The organism is Kitasatospora sp. NPDC034533, assembly GCF_055575155.1.
The window spans coordinates 47,932-64,922 of sequence record NZ_JBVITE010000017.1; the positions used below are offsets into that span (position 1 = coordinate 47,932).

At 71.8% G+C, this 16,991-nt stretch carries 17 protein-coding genes; 7 read left to right on the forward strand and 10 right to left on the reverse strand.

Features of this window, described 5'->3' with window-relative positions; all coding sequences use genetic code 11:
• Positions 1 to 21 precede the first annotated feature (21 nt).
• From ACZ55U_RS15240 to ACZ55U_RS15285, 10 genes are all read right to left on the reverse strand, one after another.
• Complete coding sequence (locus ACZ55U_RS15240; RefSeq protein ID WP_465526382.1) at positions 22 to 693, reverse strand: hypothetical protein; 672 nt, start codon at positions 691 to 693, stop codon at positions 22 to 24.
• A 6-nt stretch (positions 694 to 699) separates the two neighbouring features.
• Complete coding sequence (locus ACZ55U_RS15245) at positions 700 to 1,209, reverse strand: hypothetical protein (RefSeq protein WP_465526384.1); 510 nt, start codon at positions 1,207 to 1,209, stop codon at positions 700 to 702.
• Entirely contained in the window at positions 1,206 to 1,988 is a 783-nt protein-coding gene (locus ACZ55U_RS15250) for a plasmid replication/partition related protein (RefSeq protein ID WP_465526386.1), read from the reverse strand. Before ACZ55U_RS15250 ends, ACZ55U_RS15245 begins: the two co-directional genes overlap by 4 nt.
• 84 nt (positions 1,989 to 2,072) lie before the next feature.
• Positions 2,073 to 3,599, reverse strand: coding sequence for an ATP-binding protein (locus ACZ55U_RS15255; RefSeq protein ID WP_465526388.1), 1,527 nt, complete (start codon positions 3,597 to 3,599; stop codon positions 2,073 to 2,075).
• Positions 3,600 to 3,627: 28 nt separating this feature from the next.
• Positions 3,628 to 4,062, reverse strand: coding sequence for a DUF6238 family protein (locus tag ACZ55U_RS15260; protein ID WP_465526390.1), 435 nt, complete (start codon positions 4,060 to 4,062; stop codon positions 3,628 to 3,630).
• Between the two features lie 17 nt (positions 4,063 to 4,079).
• Complete coding sequence (locus ACZ55U_RS15265) at positions 4,080 to 5,540, reverse strand: PrgI family protein (protein WP_465526519.1); 1,461 nt, start codon at positions 5,538 to 5,540, stop codon at positions 4,080 to 4,082.
• A gap of 164 nt (positions 5,541 to 5,704) precedes the next feature.
• Complete coding sequence (locus tag ACZ55U_RS15270) at positions 5,705 to 7,267, reverse strand: SCO6881 family protein (protein ID WP_465526392.1); 1,563 nt, start codon at positions 7,265 to 7,267, stop codon at positions 5,705 to 5,707.
• Between the two features lie 35 nt (positions 7,268 to 7,302).
• On the reverse strand, positions 7,303 to 7,998 hold the full coding sequence (locus tag ACZ55U_RS15275) for a hypothetical protein (RefSeq protein ID WP_465526394.1): 696 nt from the start codon (positions 7,996 to 7,998) through the stop codon (positions 7,303 to 7,305).
• Complete coding sequence (locus ACZ55U_RS15280) at positions 7,999 to 8,307, reverse strand: DUF6112 family protein (RefSeq protein WP_387688766.1); 309 nt, start codon at positions 8,305 to 8,307, stop codon at positions 7,999 to 8,001.
• Positions 8,308 to 8,398: 91 nt separating this feature from the next.
• On the reverse strand, positions 8,399 to 9,526 hold the full coding sequence (locus ACZ55U_RS15285; RefSeq protein ID WP_465526396.1) for a C40 family peptidase: 1,128 nt from the start codon (positions 9,524 to 9,526) through the stop codon (positions 8,399 to 8,401).
• Positions 9,527 to 9,962: 436 nt separating this feature from the next.
• Here ACZ55U_RS15285 and ACZ55U_RS15290 point away from each other — a divergent pair, with 436 nt between their 5' ends.
• From ACZ55U_RS15290 to ACZ55U_RS15320, 7 genes are all read left to right on the forward strand, one after another.
• Entirely contained in the window at positions 9,963 to 10,715 is a 753-nt protein-coding gene (locus ACZ55U_RS15290; protein WP_465526398.1) for a DNA-methyltransferase, read from the forward strand.
• Positions 10,716 to 10,830: 115 nt separating this feature from the next.
• A complete protein-coding gene (locus ACZ55U_RS15295; protein WP_465526400.1) occupies positions 10,831 to 11,574 on the forward strand; it encodes an SPDY domain-containing protein in 744 nt (247 codons plus the stop codon).
• On the forward strand, positions 11,564 to 12,463 hold the full coding sequence (locus tag ACZ55U_RS15300) for an SPDY domain-containing protein (protein ID WP_465526402.1): 900 nt from the start codon (positions 11,564 to 11,566) through the stop codon (positions 12,461 to 12,463). The genes ACZ55U_RS15295 and ACZ55U_RS15300 overlap by 11 nt, the downstream gene beginning before the upstream one ends.
• Positions 12,397 to 13,326, forward strand: coding sequence for an SPDY domain-containing protein (locus ACZ55U_RS15305; protein WP_465526404.1), 930 nt, complete (start codon positions 12,397 to 12,399; stop codon positions 13,324 to 13,326). Before ACZ55U_RS15300 ends, ACZ55U_RS15305 begins: the two co-directional genes overlap by 67 nt.
• 92 nt (positions 13,327 to 13,418) lie before the next feature.
• Positions 13,419 to 14,261, forward strand: a complete 843-nt coding sequence (locus ACZ55U_RS15310; RefSeq protein ID WP_465526406.1) for a hypothetical protein — start codon at positions 13,419 to 13,421, stop codon at positions 14,259 to 14,261.
• Positions 14,261 to 14,638, forward strand: a complete 378-nt coding sequence (locus tag ACZ55U_RS15315) for a hypothetical protein (RefSeq protein WP_465526408.1) — start codon at positions 14,261 to 14,263, stop codon at positions 14,636 to 14,638. Before ACZ55U_RS15310 ends, ACZ55U_RS15315 begins: the two co-directional genes overlap by 1 nt.
• Positions 14,557 to 16,758, forward strand: a complete 2,202-nt coding sequence (locus tag ACZ55U_RS15320; RefSeq protein WP_465526410.1) for an SPDY domain-containing protein — start codon at positions 14,557 to 14,559, stop codon at positions 16,756 to 16,758. The genes ACZ55U_RS15315 and ACZ55U_RS15320 overlap by 82 nt, the downstream gene beginning before the upstream one ends.
• The last annotated feature ends 233 nt before the right edge of the window (positions 16,759 to 16,991 follow it).

Here is a 16,991-nt window from a genome sequence, read left to right on the forward strand (position 1 = left end):
GTCGCCACCCACTCGGGGACCTCACGGGCGAAGTCCGGGGACTGCCCTCGGCGGTACCATGGACGAAGACGCTGCCGGCTTCCGGGGAGCGGCATCGTCGGCGCCCTCGGCGTGCCGGATCGAGCGAGATACGGAGACTGCGGCTCGAAGCGGTTCCGGCCGGGCGGCTGGGACGGTCAGAGGGTGGCCCCAGGCGGCCACCGCCGAGTCCAGGTCGGGATACTCCGTGGCACCGAAGAAGCCGGTACCGCCGTCGGTGGTGAAGACCGCCGCCGCACCGTCGGCCGGAAAACTGGCCAGCAGATGCCGGGAACCGTCCGCCGCGCTGAGCTGGGCATGGACCACGAGGCGACCCGCGATCAGGTCCGAGGCCAGGTGATGGGCCCAGATCGTCCCGGGCGCACGGACCATCGTGGGCTCCTTAGGAGCCGGCTGCGTGACGGACTGCTGCTGCTCCGCCTCGGAGTACAGCCGAAGGACGTCGTAGCCGGCCGCGGCCAGCAGGCGGGTCGCCTCGGCGACGAGCCGACGGGTTACCGACGTCGCGGTAGTGCGCGGGGTCCGGTGCAGGCCGGTCGCGTCGTCGCGGACGAGCCCGGCGTGCTCCAGCCACTGCCTGCTGGAGCGGTCGACGGACCGAGCGGCGACCGTGTCGAGGGCGGGGTGGACAGCGAAGGTGACGGGTGGGGGCATGTGCGGCTACTCCTCGTCGGTGTCCAGGTCCGGGCTGGTGCTCGGGTCGTGGACGTAGCCGAAGACGATCCGCTCCAGCTGGCCGAGCAGGAGGCCGTCGTGCAGTCGGAACGCGTCCAGGCGTTCGGCGACGTAGTCCTGCCGGTTGGCCTCGGCGTGTGCGACCCGGGACAGGTTGCGTGTGGACAGGCGGCCCCACTCCAGCAGGTCGGTTGGAGTCGCGAGTTCCATCCACACCCAGATCCCGTCGCCGAGCTTGAGGATTCCCTGCGGGTGGAACATGCCGGACTTACGACGGGGGTTGGGGCTGCGGCGCTCACCCCAGCCGCGCACCAGCCCGTGCACCAGCTTGTCGAGTGCGGCGGACCGGACGGGGGCTTCGAGACCGGCGTCGGAGATCCGCTTGTGGACCTCCACCTCGAGGTCGCCCTTGCGGAAGCGACCGGTCTCGTCGGTCACGGCGCGGGCGGAGGCCTCGACGATCTCCCACAGCCTCAGTTCGGCGGAGGTGTTCATGCGGCCTCACGCTCCTGCCAGGCCTGGGCCATCTCGGCCAGCGCTTCCATCGCCTGCTCGATCACCTCTGCGGTGACCGCCCGGCCGACCAGCATGAACTGCTCGTCGTAGAGCGAGACCGTGTCGGTTCCGCGAGCCTGGGCGAGCGGCGGAACCACCTCGCACAGGAAGGTGGTGGCGACCCGGCGTCGGCGCACCTCCTCCTCGGCTCGCTCCTTGCGCTCCGTCCACGCCGCCGCCAGGCCCAGCTCGCCCTCGACGACCTTGTCGGCCAGCTCCGGGTCCTCCGCCCGAAGCCGAGCCAGCTGGTTCTCCACGGAGTCCGCCTGTGCCTTGGCCTCGCGCGCGGTCTTGTAGGCCTCCGTGAGCCCGAGTGCGCCGCTGATCACCAGCTCCACGAGGTCGGGTGCGTGACGGAGGACGGTGTTGGCCTGACCGATGCGCCCGAGGGAGACGCCTGCCTGTTCACTGAGTGAACGGGCAGGGCGTTCACTGAGTGAACGGTCGCCCTGTTCACTGAGTGAACAGGCCTTTGCGGCGATCATCGCCGTCTGTCCCTTGGTCAGGTTGCGACGCCGGAGGTTGACCGAGAGGGCGAACATCGCGGGGTCGTCACCGCTGTAGGTGGCGAACTCTGGTGCCACGCCGACGATCTCGCAGGCCTTGAGGCGGTTGCGGCCGTCGAGGACGCGGCCGGAGTCGTCGAGCATGATCGGGTGGAACTGGCCGTTGGCCTTGATGTCCTCGGCGAGGGCGAGCAGCTCCTCGTCGTCGAGCATGGGGAAGGCGTTGGCGGTGGAGTGGAACTCGATGATGATGTCCTTGAGTTGGTGAGGGGAGGGCCGCCGGTTCGGCGGCGACTGCTAGGCAGCGGCGAGCTGGTCCCGCGGATCGGCCTTCATACGACTGTCGGTGTCGTAGAGACTCCGCTCGGTGGGGTGGAGGAGGTGTTGCACCACGAAGCTCCGGCCGGCGATCTTGTAGAGGCCGCGCCCGCGGGTGAGCGCGGCGATGGCCTGGGTTTCGACGCCGGTCAGTCCCAGCAGGCTTGCGGTCGCGGCGAGCTGGTCCGGTTCCTGCCGGTAGATGATCCGGGTCGCGCAGTCCGTGAGCAGGCCCTCGGCCAGGGCCCGGCCGCGGGAGCCGGCGTCGCCGGCCGACAGGAGGTCCGACAGGCGGTGGATCACCAGGAGGTTCGCGATGCCGAGACCGCGCGACAACTTCCACTGCTGCTGCATGCGTTCGAGCAGCGGCAGGTGGCGCATGAGCCGCCACGCCTCGTCGTACACCACCCACCGCCTCCCCCCGGCGGGATCGGACAGGGCGGCCTCCATCCAGGCGGAGGCGCAGGTCATCGCCAGGATGAGCGCGGTGTCGTCGCCGGAGGATCCGAGCTGGGAGAGGTCGATGCTCAGCATCGGCGCCCGGACGTCGAACTCGACGGTGCTCGGCGCGTCGAACAATCCAGCAAGATCGCCCTGGACGAGGCGCCGCAGCGCGTGGGCCAGGTCTTCGGCGGCGGCGCCCAGGCGGCGGGCGGGGTCGCCGAGGGCGTCGTCGAGGCGGCGGGTGTCGCCGAGCATGGCGGCGATGTCACCCAGCAGCGGCACCCGGCCGGTGCGGTCGGCGTCGGCGACGACCTCGTCGAGCGCGATGTCGAGGGCGGTGTGCTCCATCGGGACCAGGTCGCGGTGCAGCACCGTGCGGGCGAGCGCGCCGAGCAGCAGAAGCCTGCGCTTGCGGACCTCGGCCACCCAGTCCGCCGGGTTCGCTCCCGGCGGGGCGGCGGGGGCGTCCAAGGGGTTCAGCCGCCCGCTCATCCCCGGGCCGAGGGCGATGGTCCGCCCGCCGAGCGCCTCGGCGACAGCGCTCCACTCTCCCTTGGGGTCGCAGGGGATGTAGACCTTGTAGCCGTGCGCGATGCTGCGCAGCGCAAGGGACTTGGCGAGGGCTGACTTGCCCATGCCGATCACGCCGGCGAGCAGCACGTTCGGATTCGTATAGCCTTCGATTCTCCCGTACAAGCTGAACGGGTCGAAAGAGAACCCGGCCTCGGCGTGGACGTCGCGGCCGATGTAGACGCCGCCCGCGCCGAGCCCGCCTTCGGCGAGGAAGGGGAAGGCGCCGGACGCGATGGCGGTGGTCATCCGGTGCGCCGGCAGCTTGAGCTTGCCGCCGCGGGCGGAGGCCGGGCCGGGGCGGCCGGCGGCCGGGTAGGTGGGGCGGGCGTCGAGTTCGTCGACGGCGGTGTCGGTGTGTCGGTGCGGCCGGTCGGCGAGGTGGGCTTCTCGCTGGGCGGCGAGGAGGTCGCGGCGGGCCTGGCGGCGTTCGTCGCGGTCGCGGCGGGTGGGGGTGAACAGCGCGCTGGCGCTGGTGGTGCGTATTCGCAAGGGGGAACGTTTCTTCCGGCCGGGCTGGTCAGCGGCGGATCATGCCGGTGGCGGGGGTGTGCAGGTCGGTGGGCGTGGTGAAGTACCTCACCCTCTTGGCGGCCTTGAGGTGGCGTTGGCAGACGGTCAGGTCCGGGGCGCCTTCCGGGAGGCGGAGCGCGCAGGCCTCGCGGCTGGGCGGCCGGCCGTCGGCGCGCGGGGCGGCGTGGTAGGCGTCGTGCAGGTGCTCCGCCGTCTGCCAGATCCGAATCCGGGCGTTGTGCAGGTGGTCGCCTTCCACGGGGACGTGGGCACGGGTGCGCACGGTGGCGTGGTCGATCACGAGCTGGAGCGCGACGACGTGCTCGTGCAGGGCGTCGAGTTCCGTGCGGGTCATGGGCTGGTCGTTCATCAGCTCGGTGGTCTGGTAGCAGGCGAGAGAGGTGGTGGCGAAGGCGATCAGGTTCGGCTCGTCACGGTGCATGGGGAGCCCTTCGGCGGTCAGAGGCGCGCCAGCGGGAGGGCGGCGGCGGTGAAGGCCTCGGCCTGCTGGAGGCTGAGGCGGCGCAGGTCGATCAGGGCGGCGACCGCGGCGGTCTCGACCTGGGCGCACGCGGCGCTGAGCTGGTCGGCGTCGTCGGCGGAGACCACGAGCAGGCCGGTCATCGCGACATCGGCGTGGCCGGCGATCAGCTGCAGCTCGCGGGCCTTGACGTCCTGGTACTCGACAGTGTCGGCCTCGGAGTCGACCTGCCCTCGGCGTACGCGCTCGGCCGCGTCCGCGATGATCGTCGCCTTCCGACGCTGCACGTCCTTGAGCGCGGCGTCCAGGCCCTGGGGGGTGTAGAGGAGCGAGAGGGTGCGCCGGACGCCGGAGGAGTAGAGGAGCTGGTGGAGGAAGCCCGCGCTGGTCTCGGTGCGGGGCCACTGCTCGATCCAGTACGTCGCGTGGTGGGCGGAGTCGGTACGGACCTTGTCCGGTTCCTCGACCAGGACGATTGGGCCGGCGGCGGCGACGTCGGCCTCGGGGCGGCCGGAGTCGGACCAGCGCTCCAGCGCGCCGAGAACGGCGGGGTCGTAGGCGGTGCGGACGGTGGCGGCGATCTCGCCGGCGGTCAGCCAGCCTCCCGGCGTCAGCCCGGCGCCGCGCACGGACGCGTCGAGGCTGGAGGTGAGCTGGGCCAGGACGGCGAACGCGCCGCCGAGCCCGCCACCGGCCTGGTTGATCAGACGGCGGGCCGCGCGCAGATCCAGGGCGATGGCGATGTACGCCTCGTGGGGGGCGGCGGACGGCCCGGCGGCGGCGAGCAGGTCCTCGTAGATCGGACCGGCGACCGGCGTCGAGGGTCGGCCGTGCTCCAGCCAGTACCGTTGGAGGGCGTCGCCCGAGTCCGGGACCGTGCGCTCCATCACCTGGATCCGGGCGATCTGGCCCGAGCGCGACAGCGCGGCCAGCGCCCGGCCCCAGCCGGCGACGTTGCCGGCCTGGGTGGACGGGTCGAGGAGGGCGAACGCCCGGGAGGAGACGCGGGTGACGGCGGTGAGGGTGGCCTGCTGCTGGTCGTGGACGGCGCCGAGGCGCCCGTCGGGGGAGGTGACGGCGCGCAGCGAGGCGGCGGTGCCGGGCAGGTGGAGCAGGCCCTCGACGCGGGGGCGGGTCGAGGGGCGGGCCAGCCAGACCAGCTGGCCGCGGGTGCGGCGCAGCCAGTAGCGGGCGGCGATCGGCGCCCACTCGGCGAGCGAGCGCCCGCGTATTCGGAAGACGACGGCGACGGCCATCAGCACCCACAGCGGGGTGAGGGCGAAGGCGCCGATGATGCCGAGCGTCATCAGGACGGCGAGCAGGACGGCGGCGCCGATCGCGGTGAGGACCAGCTGCGGGAGGGTCAGGCCGAGGAGGATGCCCCGGCGCGAGCGGGTGGGGAACTTGACGGTGGCGGGGGTCTCGCTGGGCGTGCTCAGGAAGGGGGTGCTCTCTGGTACGGGGGAGGAGGGCGGCCCCGTTCCCTCCGGGCTTGGGCGGCCGGAGGGAACAGGACCGTTCTACACGTGGGGCGGGGTGATCTGGCTCCCTCCTCGCGGGGGCGGCAGGGAGAGAGGGAGGGGGATCGTTTCTGCTGGGGCCGTCAGGCGGAGGGCGGGCCCGAGGGGAAGGTGAACCGCTGACGGGAGCCGGTGCTCGCCCTCGCCGGGCCGGGCGGTGGGGTGATCACCGGATCGAAGGCCGGGGCACCTGTGCTGCCTGCCGGCGCGGGTGAGGCCACCGGCGACGGTGCCGAGGGGGCACGGGTTGGAGCGGGTGCGGATCCCGGGCTCGCGGGTGCTCCGGCCGGCGCCGGCGCGGAGCCCGGAGTCGACACGGCGGTGGAGCCCGCCGCGGCGTGGGCCGCCGCTGCGGGGCTCGACCCGGCGGACGCGGCAGGGCCGGAGGAGCCGCCCGAGCCCGAGCCCGGGGATGTGCCGGAGCCGGTCGGACGGGTGACCAGTGCGCGGCCCTGGTCCCCGTCGTTGCGGTCGGTGTTGGGCCGCTTGACGAGCGGGACGCCTCCGTCGCCGCTGCCGGAGCGCTGCTGGCCGTACTGGAAGGACGCGGGCGTCGCCTTGGCGAGCGTGTCGGTGCTTGGACCCTCGGGGCCGCCACCACCTGCGCCACCCTGGCCGGCGCCGATGGACTGCATGCCGGGGACCTGCGAGGGGCCTGCGGGGCTGCTTCCGGCCATCGCGGCGCCGCCCGCTGCTCCGCCGGAGGCTGCGGTCATCGCCATCCGGCCGCCCTTCTTGGCGGTGGCGCTGGCGGTCTGCAGGCCTGCGGCTGCGGACTGGTGGAGCCCGGCGGACTGGCCGTCGCCTGCCCAGTGGACGAACTTGTAGATCATGAACGGACACAGGAGCACGAGCGCCATCACGACGAGGCCGGCGATGATGTCGCTCATGGCCTGAATGCCGTCCTTGGTATCGGAGTTGCCGATCGCGGAGACGCCCACCAGCATGATGATCGTCATCACGAGTTTGGAGAAGACCACGGTGGCGGTGGCCTCAATCCATCGCTTGCGCCAGTCGCGGGTCGGCTCCCACGGGCCTCCGGCGGCGGCGAACGGGGCCAGGATCACCAGGATGAGGATCGACACCTTGCGGAAGATCATCATGCCCCAGTAGAGGATCGCGCCGACGGCGCAGCCGAGCGCGGCCAGGGCGGCAACGGCCCAGCCCAGTGGTGAGACGACCGAGATCATGGACACCCGGACGATGCGGCGCACCGCGTCGTCCATCGAGCTGTTGGCGATGGTGAACAGGCCGCGGGACAGCGCGTCGACGACCGCCAGGGCGACGCCGGTGAAGCTCACCGCCGTGACGGCGAAGAGGGCGCTGCTGATGGTGGCGGTGACGGCCTGGCCGAGTGCTTGTCCGTCCCGGCGCCACGCCGACCGGACCAGCTGGAACATGAAGGTCATCACCAGCAGCGTCAGCGCGATGGGCAGGATCAGGGCGTAGTTGTCACGGAACCAACCGGCGCTGAGGTCGACGCCGGTGGTCTTGTCGACGGCGCGGCTGGCCAGGTCTACGGCGCTCTTCGCCAGCTCACCGCACGACTTGGCGATCCACTTGCCGATCGAGTCCGTGATGCTGTTGGACACTCCGCCGGCGACGTCGCAGATCAACCCCGCGCCCGGAAGATCACAAAAACCCATGGTCTTCTCCTCAAATAAGAGACGGGAAAGGGGAGTTAGGGGTAGACGGTGGGGGCGACGGCGGCGAGCGCGCAGTCGCCGCCGGGGCGGCACTGGATGGCGAGGGTGACGGCGCGGTCCTCAGCGCCCTGGCCGCCGCCGTCCCAGGCGACGGTCACCTTCGCGGTGACGGTGACGGCGTAGATGTAGGCCTCGCCGAACTCGGTCGGGTTCTGCTGGATCGCCTTGGTGTAGGAGTCCGGCACGTGGGCGGAGACCTGGCCGGCGGTGGAGGTCTGGCCGTTGTCGCGCAGCCGTGACCACAGAACCGGGTCGGGGACCTGCCCGGCGACGGAGTCGCCGTCGGCGTACTGGCTCTCCGGGGTGAGCCACTGGCGCAGGCCGGACACGAACTCGGGCTGGGCGACCTTGCGGGAGTCGTAGGTCCACAGGGCCTGGGCGAACGCCTCGCCGAACTCGGTCGGGCTGCTCGTGCGCGGGGGGCGGGCGACGGCTGCACCCGCCTCGGCGGGAGGAGCGCTGGGGTGGGGTCCGGCCGGGAGACCGGCCGACGAGCTGGGGCGCGGCGGGGAGGCGGGCTGCGGGTCCGTGCGAGTGGCGTGGCCGCCGCCCGCCAGCCGGGCGAGGAGCCCGGCCAGCAGACCGGCGACCAGCAGCACGCCCAGCCCGATCAGCAGCCTGCGACGAAGCGTCGAATCACCGCCGTGGAGAGGGGACTTGGGCTTGGGCACTTACTTGACCTGCGTCCCCAGCGCACTGAAGAACGCGACCAGGCCGTTGGCCGCACCGAGGAGCAGAGCGACGCCCGCGGCCACCATGGCGCCCTGCTTGCCCTTCTGCTCGGCGCCGTGCGAACCACTGTGGTGGCCCCACGCCCAGACCACACCGGCCACGCAGAGCGCGCCGACGGTCGCGACGACCGCGAAGAGGTTGATGCTGCTCACGACCTGCTTGAGGACGCTCAGGCCGGGAAGGCCGCCCTCGGCGGGGGTGACGCCGGGGTCGAAGGCGAGGTCGGTGACCGCCTGGGCGGCAAGGATCAAGGACAAACGTTTCTCCAGAGGGGGGGGAGGGCATGCCGGGGCGCACAACGGCGCCGCGCCGGCACGGAGAAGAGGGGAGAGGCAGCGCTCAGGGAGCGACTCGGCGGACCGCGATCACGCCGGATTTCCAGGAGCTGAAACTCGCGATGCGCACGACGTCCCCGGTGTGCGGGGCGTGCACGACGAGCCCGTTGCCGATGTACATGCCCACGTGCTCGGGCCCCTGGGAGCCCCGCTCGGTGAACAGCAGGTCGCCGGCGCGCACTTGGTCCACCGCGACGGCGGTGCCCTGTTTCACCTGGTCGTAGGTGGTGCGGTCCAGTGTGATCCCGGCGGTCTTGTACGCCTGCTGCATCAGGGAGCTGCAGTCGCAGCGGCCCATCGGGTCGGGCCCGTGCGGGTTCGTGCAGGAACCGCCCCACTGGTAGGGGGTGTTGAGCTGGCCGAGGGCCCAGCGGATCGCCGACTGCACTGCGGGGGAGGCGTCGTTGGGGATGGTGTAGCCCTCCGGCAGGACGCCCGGCGGGATGATGCCCCAGTCGGTGTTGGCGCCCGGGGGCGTGCACGAACTCGGCGAGGTGCCGGCCGCCGGGGGAGCGCCGACGGTCGGGGCCTTGAGAGCCGAGCCGATCGCCTGCTGCAGGGCGCTGGCCAGCGGCTCCCACTGCGCATACGCGTCGGGGTAGCCGCTCTTCTGCACCTTCTGCGCGGCGACGGTGACCGGGAGGTCCTGCCATCCGGGCACCTTGAGCAGCTCCTTGTAGAAGGCGGTGGACGCGTACACCGGATCCTGCAGCTGGGCCGGAGTGCCCCAACCCATCGACGGCCGCTGCTGGAACAGACCCAACGAGTCGCGGTCACCGCTGGACAGGTTCCGCAGCCGGGACTCCTGCATCGCGGTGGCGAGCGCGACCACCTGGCCACGCGGCGGTACCTGAAGGGCGATGCCAGTGGCGACGATGGCCTGCGCCATCGGGATCTGCACGGTCGGCAACTCCAGCCCGGCAACCGGCGCGGTCGGCCCGGCAGCGCCGGAGAGGATGAGCGCGACAGCGGCCTGGATCGCGACGGTATCCACAGCCTGCGGATCGCCGGTTCCCACGCACGACCCGCCGCCCAGCTCGCCTTCCTCTTGGGCGGCCATGGCCACCGGCAGAATCAGTGCGAACGGCGTCAGAAGAACGGCGGCGCCGAGCCCGGCGACGGCCTTCTTCACACCGCCTGCCGCTGCTGCGCGCCCTTCCGGCTCGGTCCCGGCGGGCCATCGGAAGGCATGAAGAGGTGAAGTCCCGGCAAGGGGAATCTCCGATCGTGGGGGTGTGCAACCGGGGCGCGAAAAGGCGTTCCGGTGCACTTGCGAAAGAGGGGAAGTCGCGGCCGGCCAAGGAATCCAGATGGGGGTTCATCCGCCCATCCAGCCTGGTCACAGCGCTTGGCGACGTCTTCGAAGGTAGGAGCCGGAATAGCTATCGTGCAAGGAGATCGGAAAAATTCGCGGAAATTTCCGAACTCCTTGCAAAAAAGCCATTCCGACTCCTACCTTCGAAGGAGACCCGGTAGCCGCCTGCGCTTCGGTCTCTTTCTATGCGCCGACCGCAGCCGGAATAGATCCGGCGGCGGATCCGCACACCCCCTGATCCCCAAGAGGACATTTGACCGACTACACCCTTCTCCGGGGCGATGCCCTGACCCTCCTGAGCGGCCTGCCGACCGGAGCGGCCGACTGCGTCATCTGCGACCCCCCGTACAACAGCGGCGGGCGCACGACCCAGGAGCGCGTCGGCCGCAGCGCGAAGGCGAAGTACACCACCGCCGGCTCGAAGAACCAGCTCCCCGACTTCCCCGGCGAGAACAAGGACCAGCGGTCGTACGGGTTCTGGCTCTCGCAGCTGCTCGCCGAGGCCTACCGGCTGACCGTCGACGGCGGCACCGCGGCGGTGTTCACCGACTGGAGGCAACTGCCCGTCACCACGGACGCGCTCCAGGCCGGCGGCTGGACCTGGCGCGGCATCGTGCCCTGGTACAAGCCGGCCGCCCGCCCGCAGAAGGGCCGCTTCACGCAGAACACGGAGTTCGTGGTCTGGGGCTCCAAGGGCGCGATGGACGGCGACCGCAACCCCGTCTACCTCAAGGGCCTGCTCGAAGGCAGCCAGCCCTCGGGCAGCAAGCGCCGGCACATCACGCAGAAGCCCGTCGGCATGATGCGCGACCTGGTCAAGATCTGCCCGCCGGGCGGTACGGTCCTCGACTTCACCGCAGGATCCGGATCGACCGGCGTGGCGGCGCTCCTCGAAGGCCGGAGCTTCCTCGGCATCGAACTGACCGAGCACTACGCGGACATCGCCGAGGAACGCCTCGCCGAGGCCAAGCGCGCCGCCGACAGCGCCGACCAGGACCCGGCGTAGCCGCCGGAGGCACTTGACGGCCTCCGCGGCCACCCCGGCCGATCCGGCAGAACCCCGGCCCAGCGGCCCCGGACCACCCCGGGGCCGCCCCACCACCCGATGGAGCCACCACCCGATGACGCACACCACCCCGTCCCACGACATGCCGATGACGGTCTTCCCGGGCTACCTCGCCGGCCCCGGCGAGGACCTCGACACGCTCTTTGCCTTCACCACGGGACGAGACGACTGGCTGCTGACCGTGGAGGACAACAACCTGGTCGCCTTCCACGAGAGCGGGACCGGAATCGTGATCCTCGACCCGACCGAGGGCAGCACCTCCCCCCGGTGGACCGTTGCCTCCGGCCTCGCCTGGCACGCCACGTTCGACGCGGCCACACCGGCCGAAGTGGTCATGGCCGCGGCCCGCCGCCTCGCTCACGGTACGGGCCAGCCCACCCGCGCCGAACGCGAGCAGCACCTGTGGAGCCGCACCTCCCACGCCGACACCTTCGACGCTCTCCACATGGAGGCAGCCTGTGCCGGCTGGAGCGCCGGCACCCGGTGCTGCAGCCCCACCCTCGACGCGCCCGACGGCACCGCCGCCCTGCGGATCCATCGCGCCGCCGCCGAGGGCCACGGCGACGCCCGCGACCTCGCCTACACCCTCACCGCCGGCGCCCGCGGCCACGAAGCCACCTGGTGGACGGCCGAGTTCAGCCGCAACGTGCCGACCAGCGTCATCATGGCCACCCTGCGCACCGTCACCGACCCCGGCCGCTACACCCGCCGGGCTTCCCGGATCCCGATGCTCCACCGCGCAGCCCTGCGCACCCACCCGGTGGCCCGACGTCGACCGGAGCCCGCCTGTGGCCGATGACCAGCTCGACCCCAGCACCGCCCAGGGCGAGCGGCACGTCGTGGTGAGCCCCGGCTACCTCGCGGGGCCCGGCCACCCGGACACCGTCACCGAGGCGTTCGAGGCCTTCCTCGCCGAGCACCAGGGCTGGTCCCGGTACTCCTGCGACGGCGGAGACACCAGCGTCGCCGTGAGCGACTGCCTCACCGGTCGGATCCGGCTCGACCACGAGCCCGGCGGCCGCTACTCCAGCTGGACGCTCGCCGGATACGAATCCCCAGTGGGCGAGCGCGCCTGGCACGCCACCTTCGACCTGGACGCCCCGCACGAGATCGCCCTCGCTGTCGCCAGCACCTTCTCCCACGCCCTCTCCTACAGCAGCCCCGCCGTGAAGGACGAAGCGTTCTGGGGCAGGAGCAACACCCGCGATACCCTGCTGGCCCAGATGTGCGAGTCCGACTGGCTGGACGTCAGCACCCCCTCGGAAATGGCGTTCCGGTCGCTCGATGCCACCACCGGGCTGATCCGCTGGGACGGAGGAGCGTTCCACGACGCGTCCTGGAGCCGCGACCATCCGGCTGGGGTCACCCTCTGGGCCCGCAGGACCGGCGACGACACCATCCGAACGGCGTGGCAGGCGCACTTCTCCAAGAACACGCCCACCCGCCTGATCACCGCGGCCCTGGATCACCTCACCGACCCGCAGCCCAGCCTACGGCGCCTCGCGGAAGTCCCCACCGCTCACCTCGGCGTGGTGGACGTCCGGCCCCACAAGGGCTCACCGCGATCCGCGGCCGCCACCGCCACCGGGCGCACCGCCCTGGCCGACATCCCCGTCGAACGGTGGAACGCCGCAGCCGCCGCAGCAGTGCAGGCCGCCGCCACCCGACCGGCAGGAAGGACGACCTGAGCACCACTCCGCACCCCCGACATCGGACGGACGTCGACGGCGACGTCCACGTCCACCCGGTCTACCTGGCCGGAAGCCTGCCCATCGGAGACCCCGCGCTCCAGCCCATCCTCGACCTGCCGAACACCGAACGGCACCACGACGACCTCGGCAACTTCTACGCCGCCACCACGGACGGGCGCATCCGCACCGGGTTCATCCCCGAACAGGACTGGAACACCCTGTGGAAGATCGCCGTCGCCCCGGCCCCCTTCTCGCCACCCCGCTGGGTCGCCAACTTCTCCGACGGCACCCCCATCGAGATCGTCAAGGCCGTCACCACCGAACTCGCCGCCATGTACAGCGCGGACAACGACACCTGGCTCGACGAGCGCCCCGCTGGCCCCCTGGAGTGGATCGCCCCCTACGCCGCAGCCGGATGGACCCCCCAAGGCGTCGACCGTGATCGCCTCACCATGAGATCCCCGGACCGCCTGGCGAGCATCACCTACCGGCGAGCAGGACTCCTGCGCGCCGACGACGCCGAACAAGCCGGCCAGGACGGCAAGTTCACCATCGGCACCGTCAAGTCCGCAGGCTGGTACGGGAGATTCAGCGGGGCAACGCCCGCCCGCATCCTTCACGCCGCTTCCACGGCACTGCTCGACCCCGCACCCGTCCTGCGCTACCGGGACGCGCTCGACCCCTACGCCAAGCAGACAGCCACGATCACACCAGTCACCCCGCCCGCGCCCAGCCCACTGGACATCCAGCGCACAGCCGCCCGGCTGCGCTCGGCCGCCGCCCGGCCCCAGAGGGCGCCGTTGCCCATGCCGTCGACCGTCGTGTGGACCTCCACCACTTCCGCTGCCCGCCACCGCTGACCCACCGCAGCCGCTGACCGCCGGCCTGGCCGGCGACACCGCGGACTCCACCGAACCCGGACACCTGCCGACGCCAACGAGGTCGCCCCGTAGTGCAACCAGGCACCGCTGAAGACGCCAACCGCGCCGTCGGCCTCGTCGACAACGGGGGCTGGAGCCGCCCAATCGCCGTACCCGGCAGACCCGCCGGCTGCCGGACGACCCGCAAGGACACCACCATCGCCTACTCGATCCCCACCTACACGTTCACCCGCTCGTCGGAGGGGCGTGCCGTCGTCACCGGCCCCGGCTCCAGCCATGCGCTGACGGTGCTGCAGAAGCACGCGTTCACCGAACTGAAGACCGACGGCGACAGCATGGAACTACGCCTCCCCTCCTACTTCGATGAGGAGCGGCAGAGCGCCACCACGGTCGACGCGGCGAACGCCCTGCACGAGTTCGGGTTCGCTGTCGACCTCGACGCCAGGTTCGGCGCCCCGGCGCCACCCGCCGCCGTCTTCGTCACGACCCGCTCGCCAGACCCCGGCCGCGAACTCGCCGAGCTGACCGGCCGCCTCACCGAGCCCGGCCAGGACCATGACGCCGTGGCCCGGCACGCCGACGCCGTCTTCGGTGACAACGGTGCCCTGGCCCGCCTCGCCTCCTTCACCGGCGCCCTCGGTGGCTGGGCCGCCAGACTCGGTCACGTACCCGGCGACGACCTGTCCGACATCCTCGCCGAGCACGCCCGCGCCCTCGACCACACCCACAGGCAGCTGATCGACACCGCGGTGCGCATCAAGGCCCTCGGAGCCCTGGACGAGGACGGCCGCGCCCCGCACCCGAGGCGCCACGCGGCAGTCGCCACCACCCAGGCACGCCCCGCCGCACCGACCCCGGTGGAGCGCCCCGCACCAGTCGTACCCGGAAAGCCGGACCCGCGCCGGGCACGCTGATGGCAGACATCACCTTCGGCACCTTCGGCACCATCGTCGTCGCCATCGCCGGAAGCCCGCACCGGCACCCCGACGCAGCCCGCCCCCTGGAGCAAGCCGGCTTCACCTACCTCCCCGACCTCGGCATGCACGAACTCCCCGCCGACACCCACCCCGAGGATGCCCTCCTGCGGATCGAGTACGCAGCGGACCTCCTGGCAGCGGCCGGCCACACCAACCTCGGCATCGACCCCGACCTGACCTGGTGGCTGGAACGCCAGGCGAGGCAGACCGCCGCACGCGCCCACAGCACACAGTGCACACCACCGCCCAACCCCACGGCCGCCATCCCCAGAACCCCAGGAGTACCGACATCCCCGAAGACCCGGACTCGCTGATCGACGTCGCCCCCGCCTACCTGGCCGGCCGCGAGCTCAGCAACGCGCCCTTCGAGCGGCTCGTCGAGCAGTGGGGCTGGGGCCACAGCAACGTGCCGTCGCTGAGCCAGTCGTTCGCGTGGAGCCCGGACCACCGCTTCCGGCTCGCCGACGGGCAGCTCGACCCAGGCGCCTGGTGGCACATCGCGGCCTCTCGGGAGCCACTTGCCCCGCCCCAGTGGCAGCTCGCCTTCTCCAAGCAGACCCCGTCCGAGTTCGTCGCGGCCGTCGCCGAGGAACTCGCCCGCACCGGCTCCGGCATCGACTGGACCGGCGAGAGCCACCCCGCCCTCAAGGCCCCCACGGACCGCCGGACCATGATCCGTACGCTCCAGGACGCCGGCTGGCGCAGCACCTACCGCGACGGCCTCCTCGACCTGGAGGCCCCCGACCGCCTCGCCCGAGCCCAGATCCGTATCGACCCGCCCGGCGACGCGCTCGACCTGATGGCCAGACCCCACCTGTACGTCGAGATCGGGCCTCGCGGCAACGGCGGAGAGCCGCCGTTCTGGCAGGCCATGGCGACGACCGGCACACCCACCGTCGTAGTCGACGCGCTCGCCCGCGCCCTCACCGACCCCACGCCGCTCAAGCGCAACCGCGACTGGCTGCACGAGGAACTGCTGGAGCACCTCGGCGAACAGGCCACGAACGGCAGCCCCGAGAACACGGCGACCGACCAACCCTCGACCAGACCCGAGGCCCCGCCGTACACCGACGAAGACCTGCTCGCCATCGCCATCGACCTGTCGGCGGAGGCGATGGAGTCCATCGAGGACTTCCAGGACGCCGACATGATCAGCAATCAGGTCATCCCCAGCAGCTCGGTGACCACGGGCCGCACATGGAACGACCTGCCCGACGACCAGAAGCACCTCGCGTACACCCTGGTCACCGACATGGTCGTCGATGCCGCCCGCCGCGCACCCGTCCTGTTCGGCCGAGAGCCCGAGGCCGGCTCGGCCCCCCGTCGGACCAGCAGGCTCCCGACGCCGCGGGTCGAAACCCCGCTCCGGGACCTGTGGTTCACCAACGATGACCTCCGGGCAGCCGCGGCGTGGGTGAGCGAGCGCAGGATGTCCTGGGACTCCTCGGCGCTCAGCGACGCCATGTGGGACCAGATCATCCCCGGCACAGCAGATCACGCCGAACCCCGAACGTGGGGAACTCTGCCGTACCAACAACGGGAGGAAGCGAACAGCCGCACGGAGAAGCTGATCAACGATGCGGCCAAACGCGCCGCACTGCTCTTCGAGCGGCCGAGCGGACCCGAGCCCCTGGCCCTCGTCAGCCCCCTCTACCTCGCAGGACCCGGCCACCACAGCCGCGACCTCGCCGCAGCGCCGCTTCGCGACCGAGGCTGGACGGTGACCCAGGAACCCGGCGGCGCAACGGTGTACACCAGCCCGTGCACGCAGGTGAGCGCGAGAGCCAGGACCGACAGCACCGGAACCTCCTGGACAACAGCCCACCACCAAGCCGGAGCCAGCGGAGAACGGTGGTGGTCCACAGCGGACAACCACACGCCACCAGAGGTGGTCGCCGCCTTCCACGAAGCCCTCGCCGCCACCCTCGCATCCAAGCCGGACAGCCTGCTGCGCCCGACCTTCCCCAACGTGGAGGCCCTCGACCACGTGATCGCCGCCGGGTGGGACAACAGCGTCAGCAGCCGCCGCCTGCTCCGCTGGACAGCACCGGATGGCGAGATGGCCAGCATCACCCGCTGGATCAAGCCGGACCACCAGAGCACCGACTGGGTGGTCAGCGGCGGCAGCCTGGGTCCTGGCCAGAAGGAAGGCTGGTACCTGAAGATGCCGGCGGACGTGCCCGTGGAACTGCTGGCCGGCGTTACCAAGGCCTTGGTTGATCCCACGCCCGTGGCTCGCCTCGGGCGAGACCTCACCTCCGAGCACCTCGTCTACCTCGACGTCCGCCCGCTCGAAACCCGGCACCGAGCCACGTCGCCGACGCGGATGGCCGCCGCCCGGGCCCGATCCGTCACGACCGCGCACGGAGAGCCCAAGCCCCACCCGAACACCGCGGCCACCGGGGACAACAAGGCGCAACAGCACACGCGTTGACCTTGGGGCCACATGGACCGGCCAGAGAGGCACCCCACCCGACTCCCGTGTCCACTGCTGGCGCGGGTCCGAAGCGACCGTCTGATCGGCCCAGGCCAACGCTGCCCACCCGCCGCTCGTCGTACCGGCTGAGGACCGGTCCGCCACCACCCCGCGGTTCCGTGCCGCCCCGTCGGCAGGGGCCGGAACAGCCCGGGTCCTCCCACCGAGACAGGGGAACCCGGGCTGCTGGG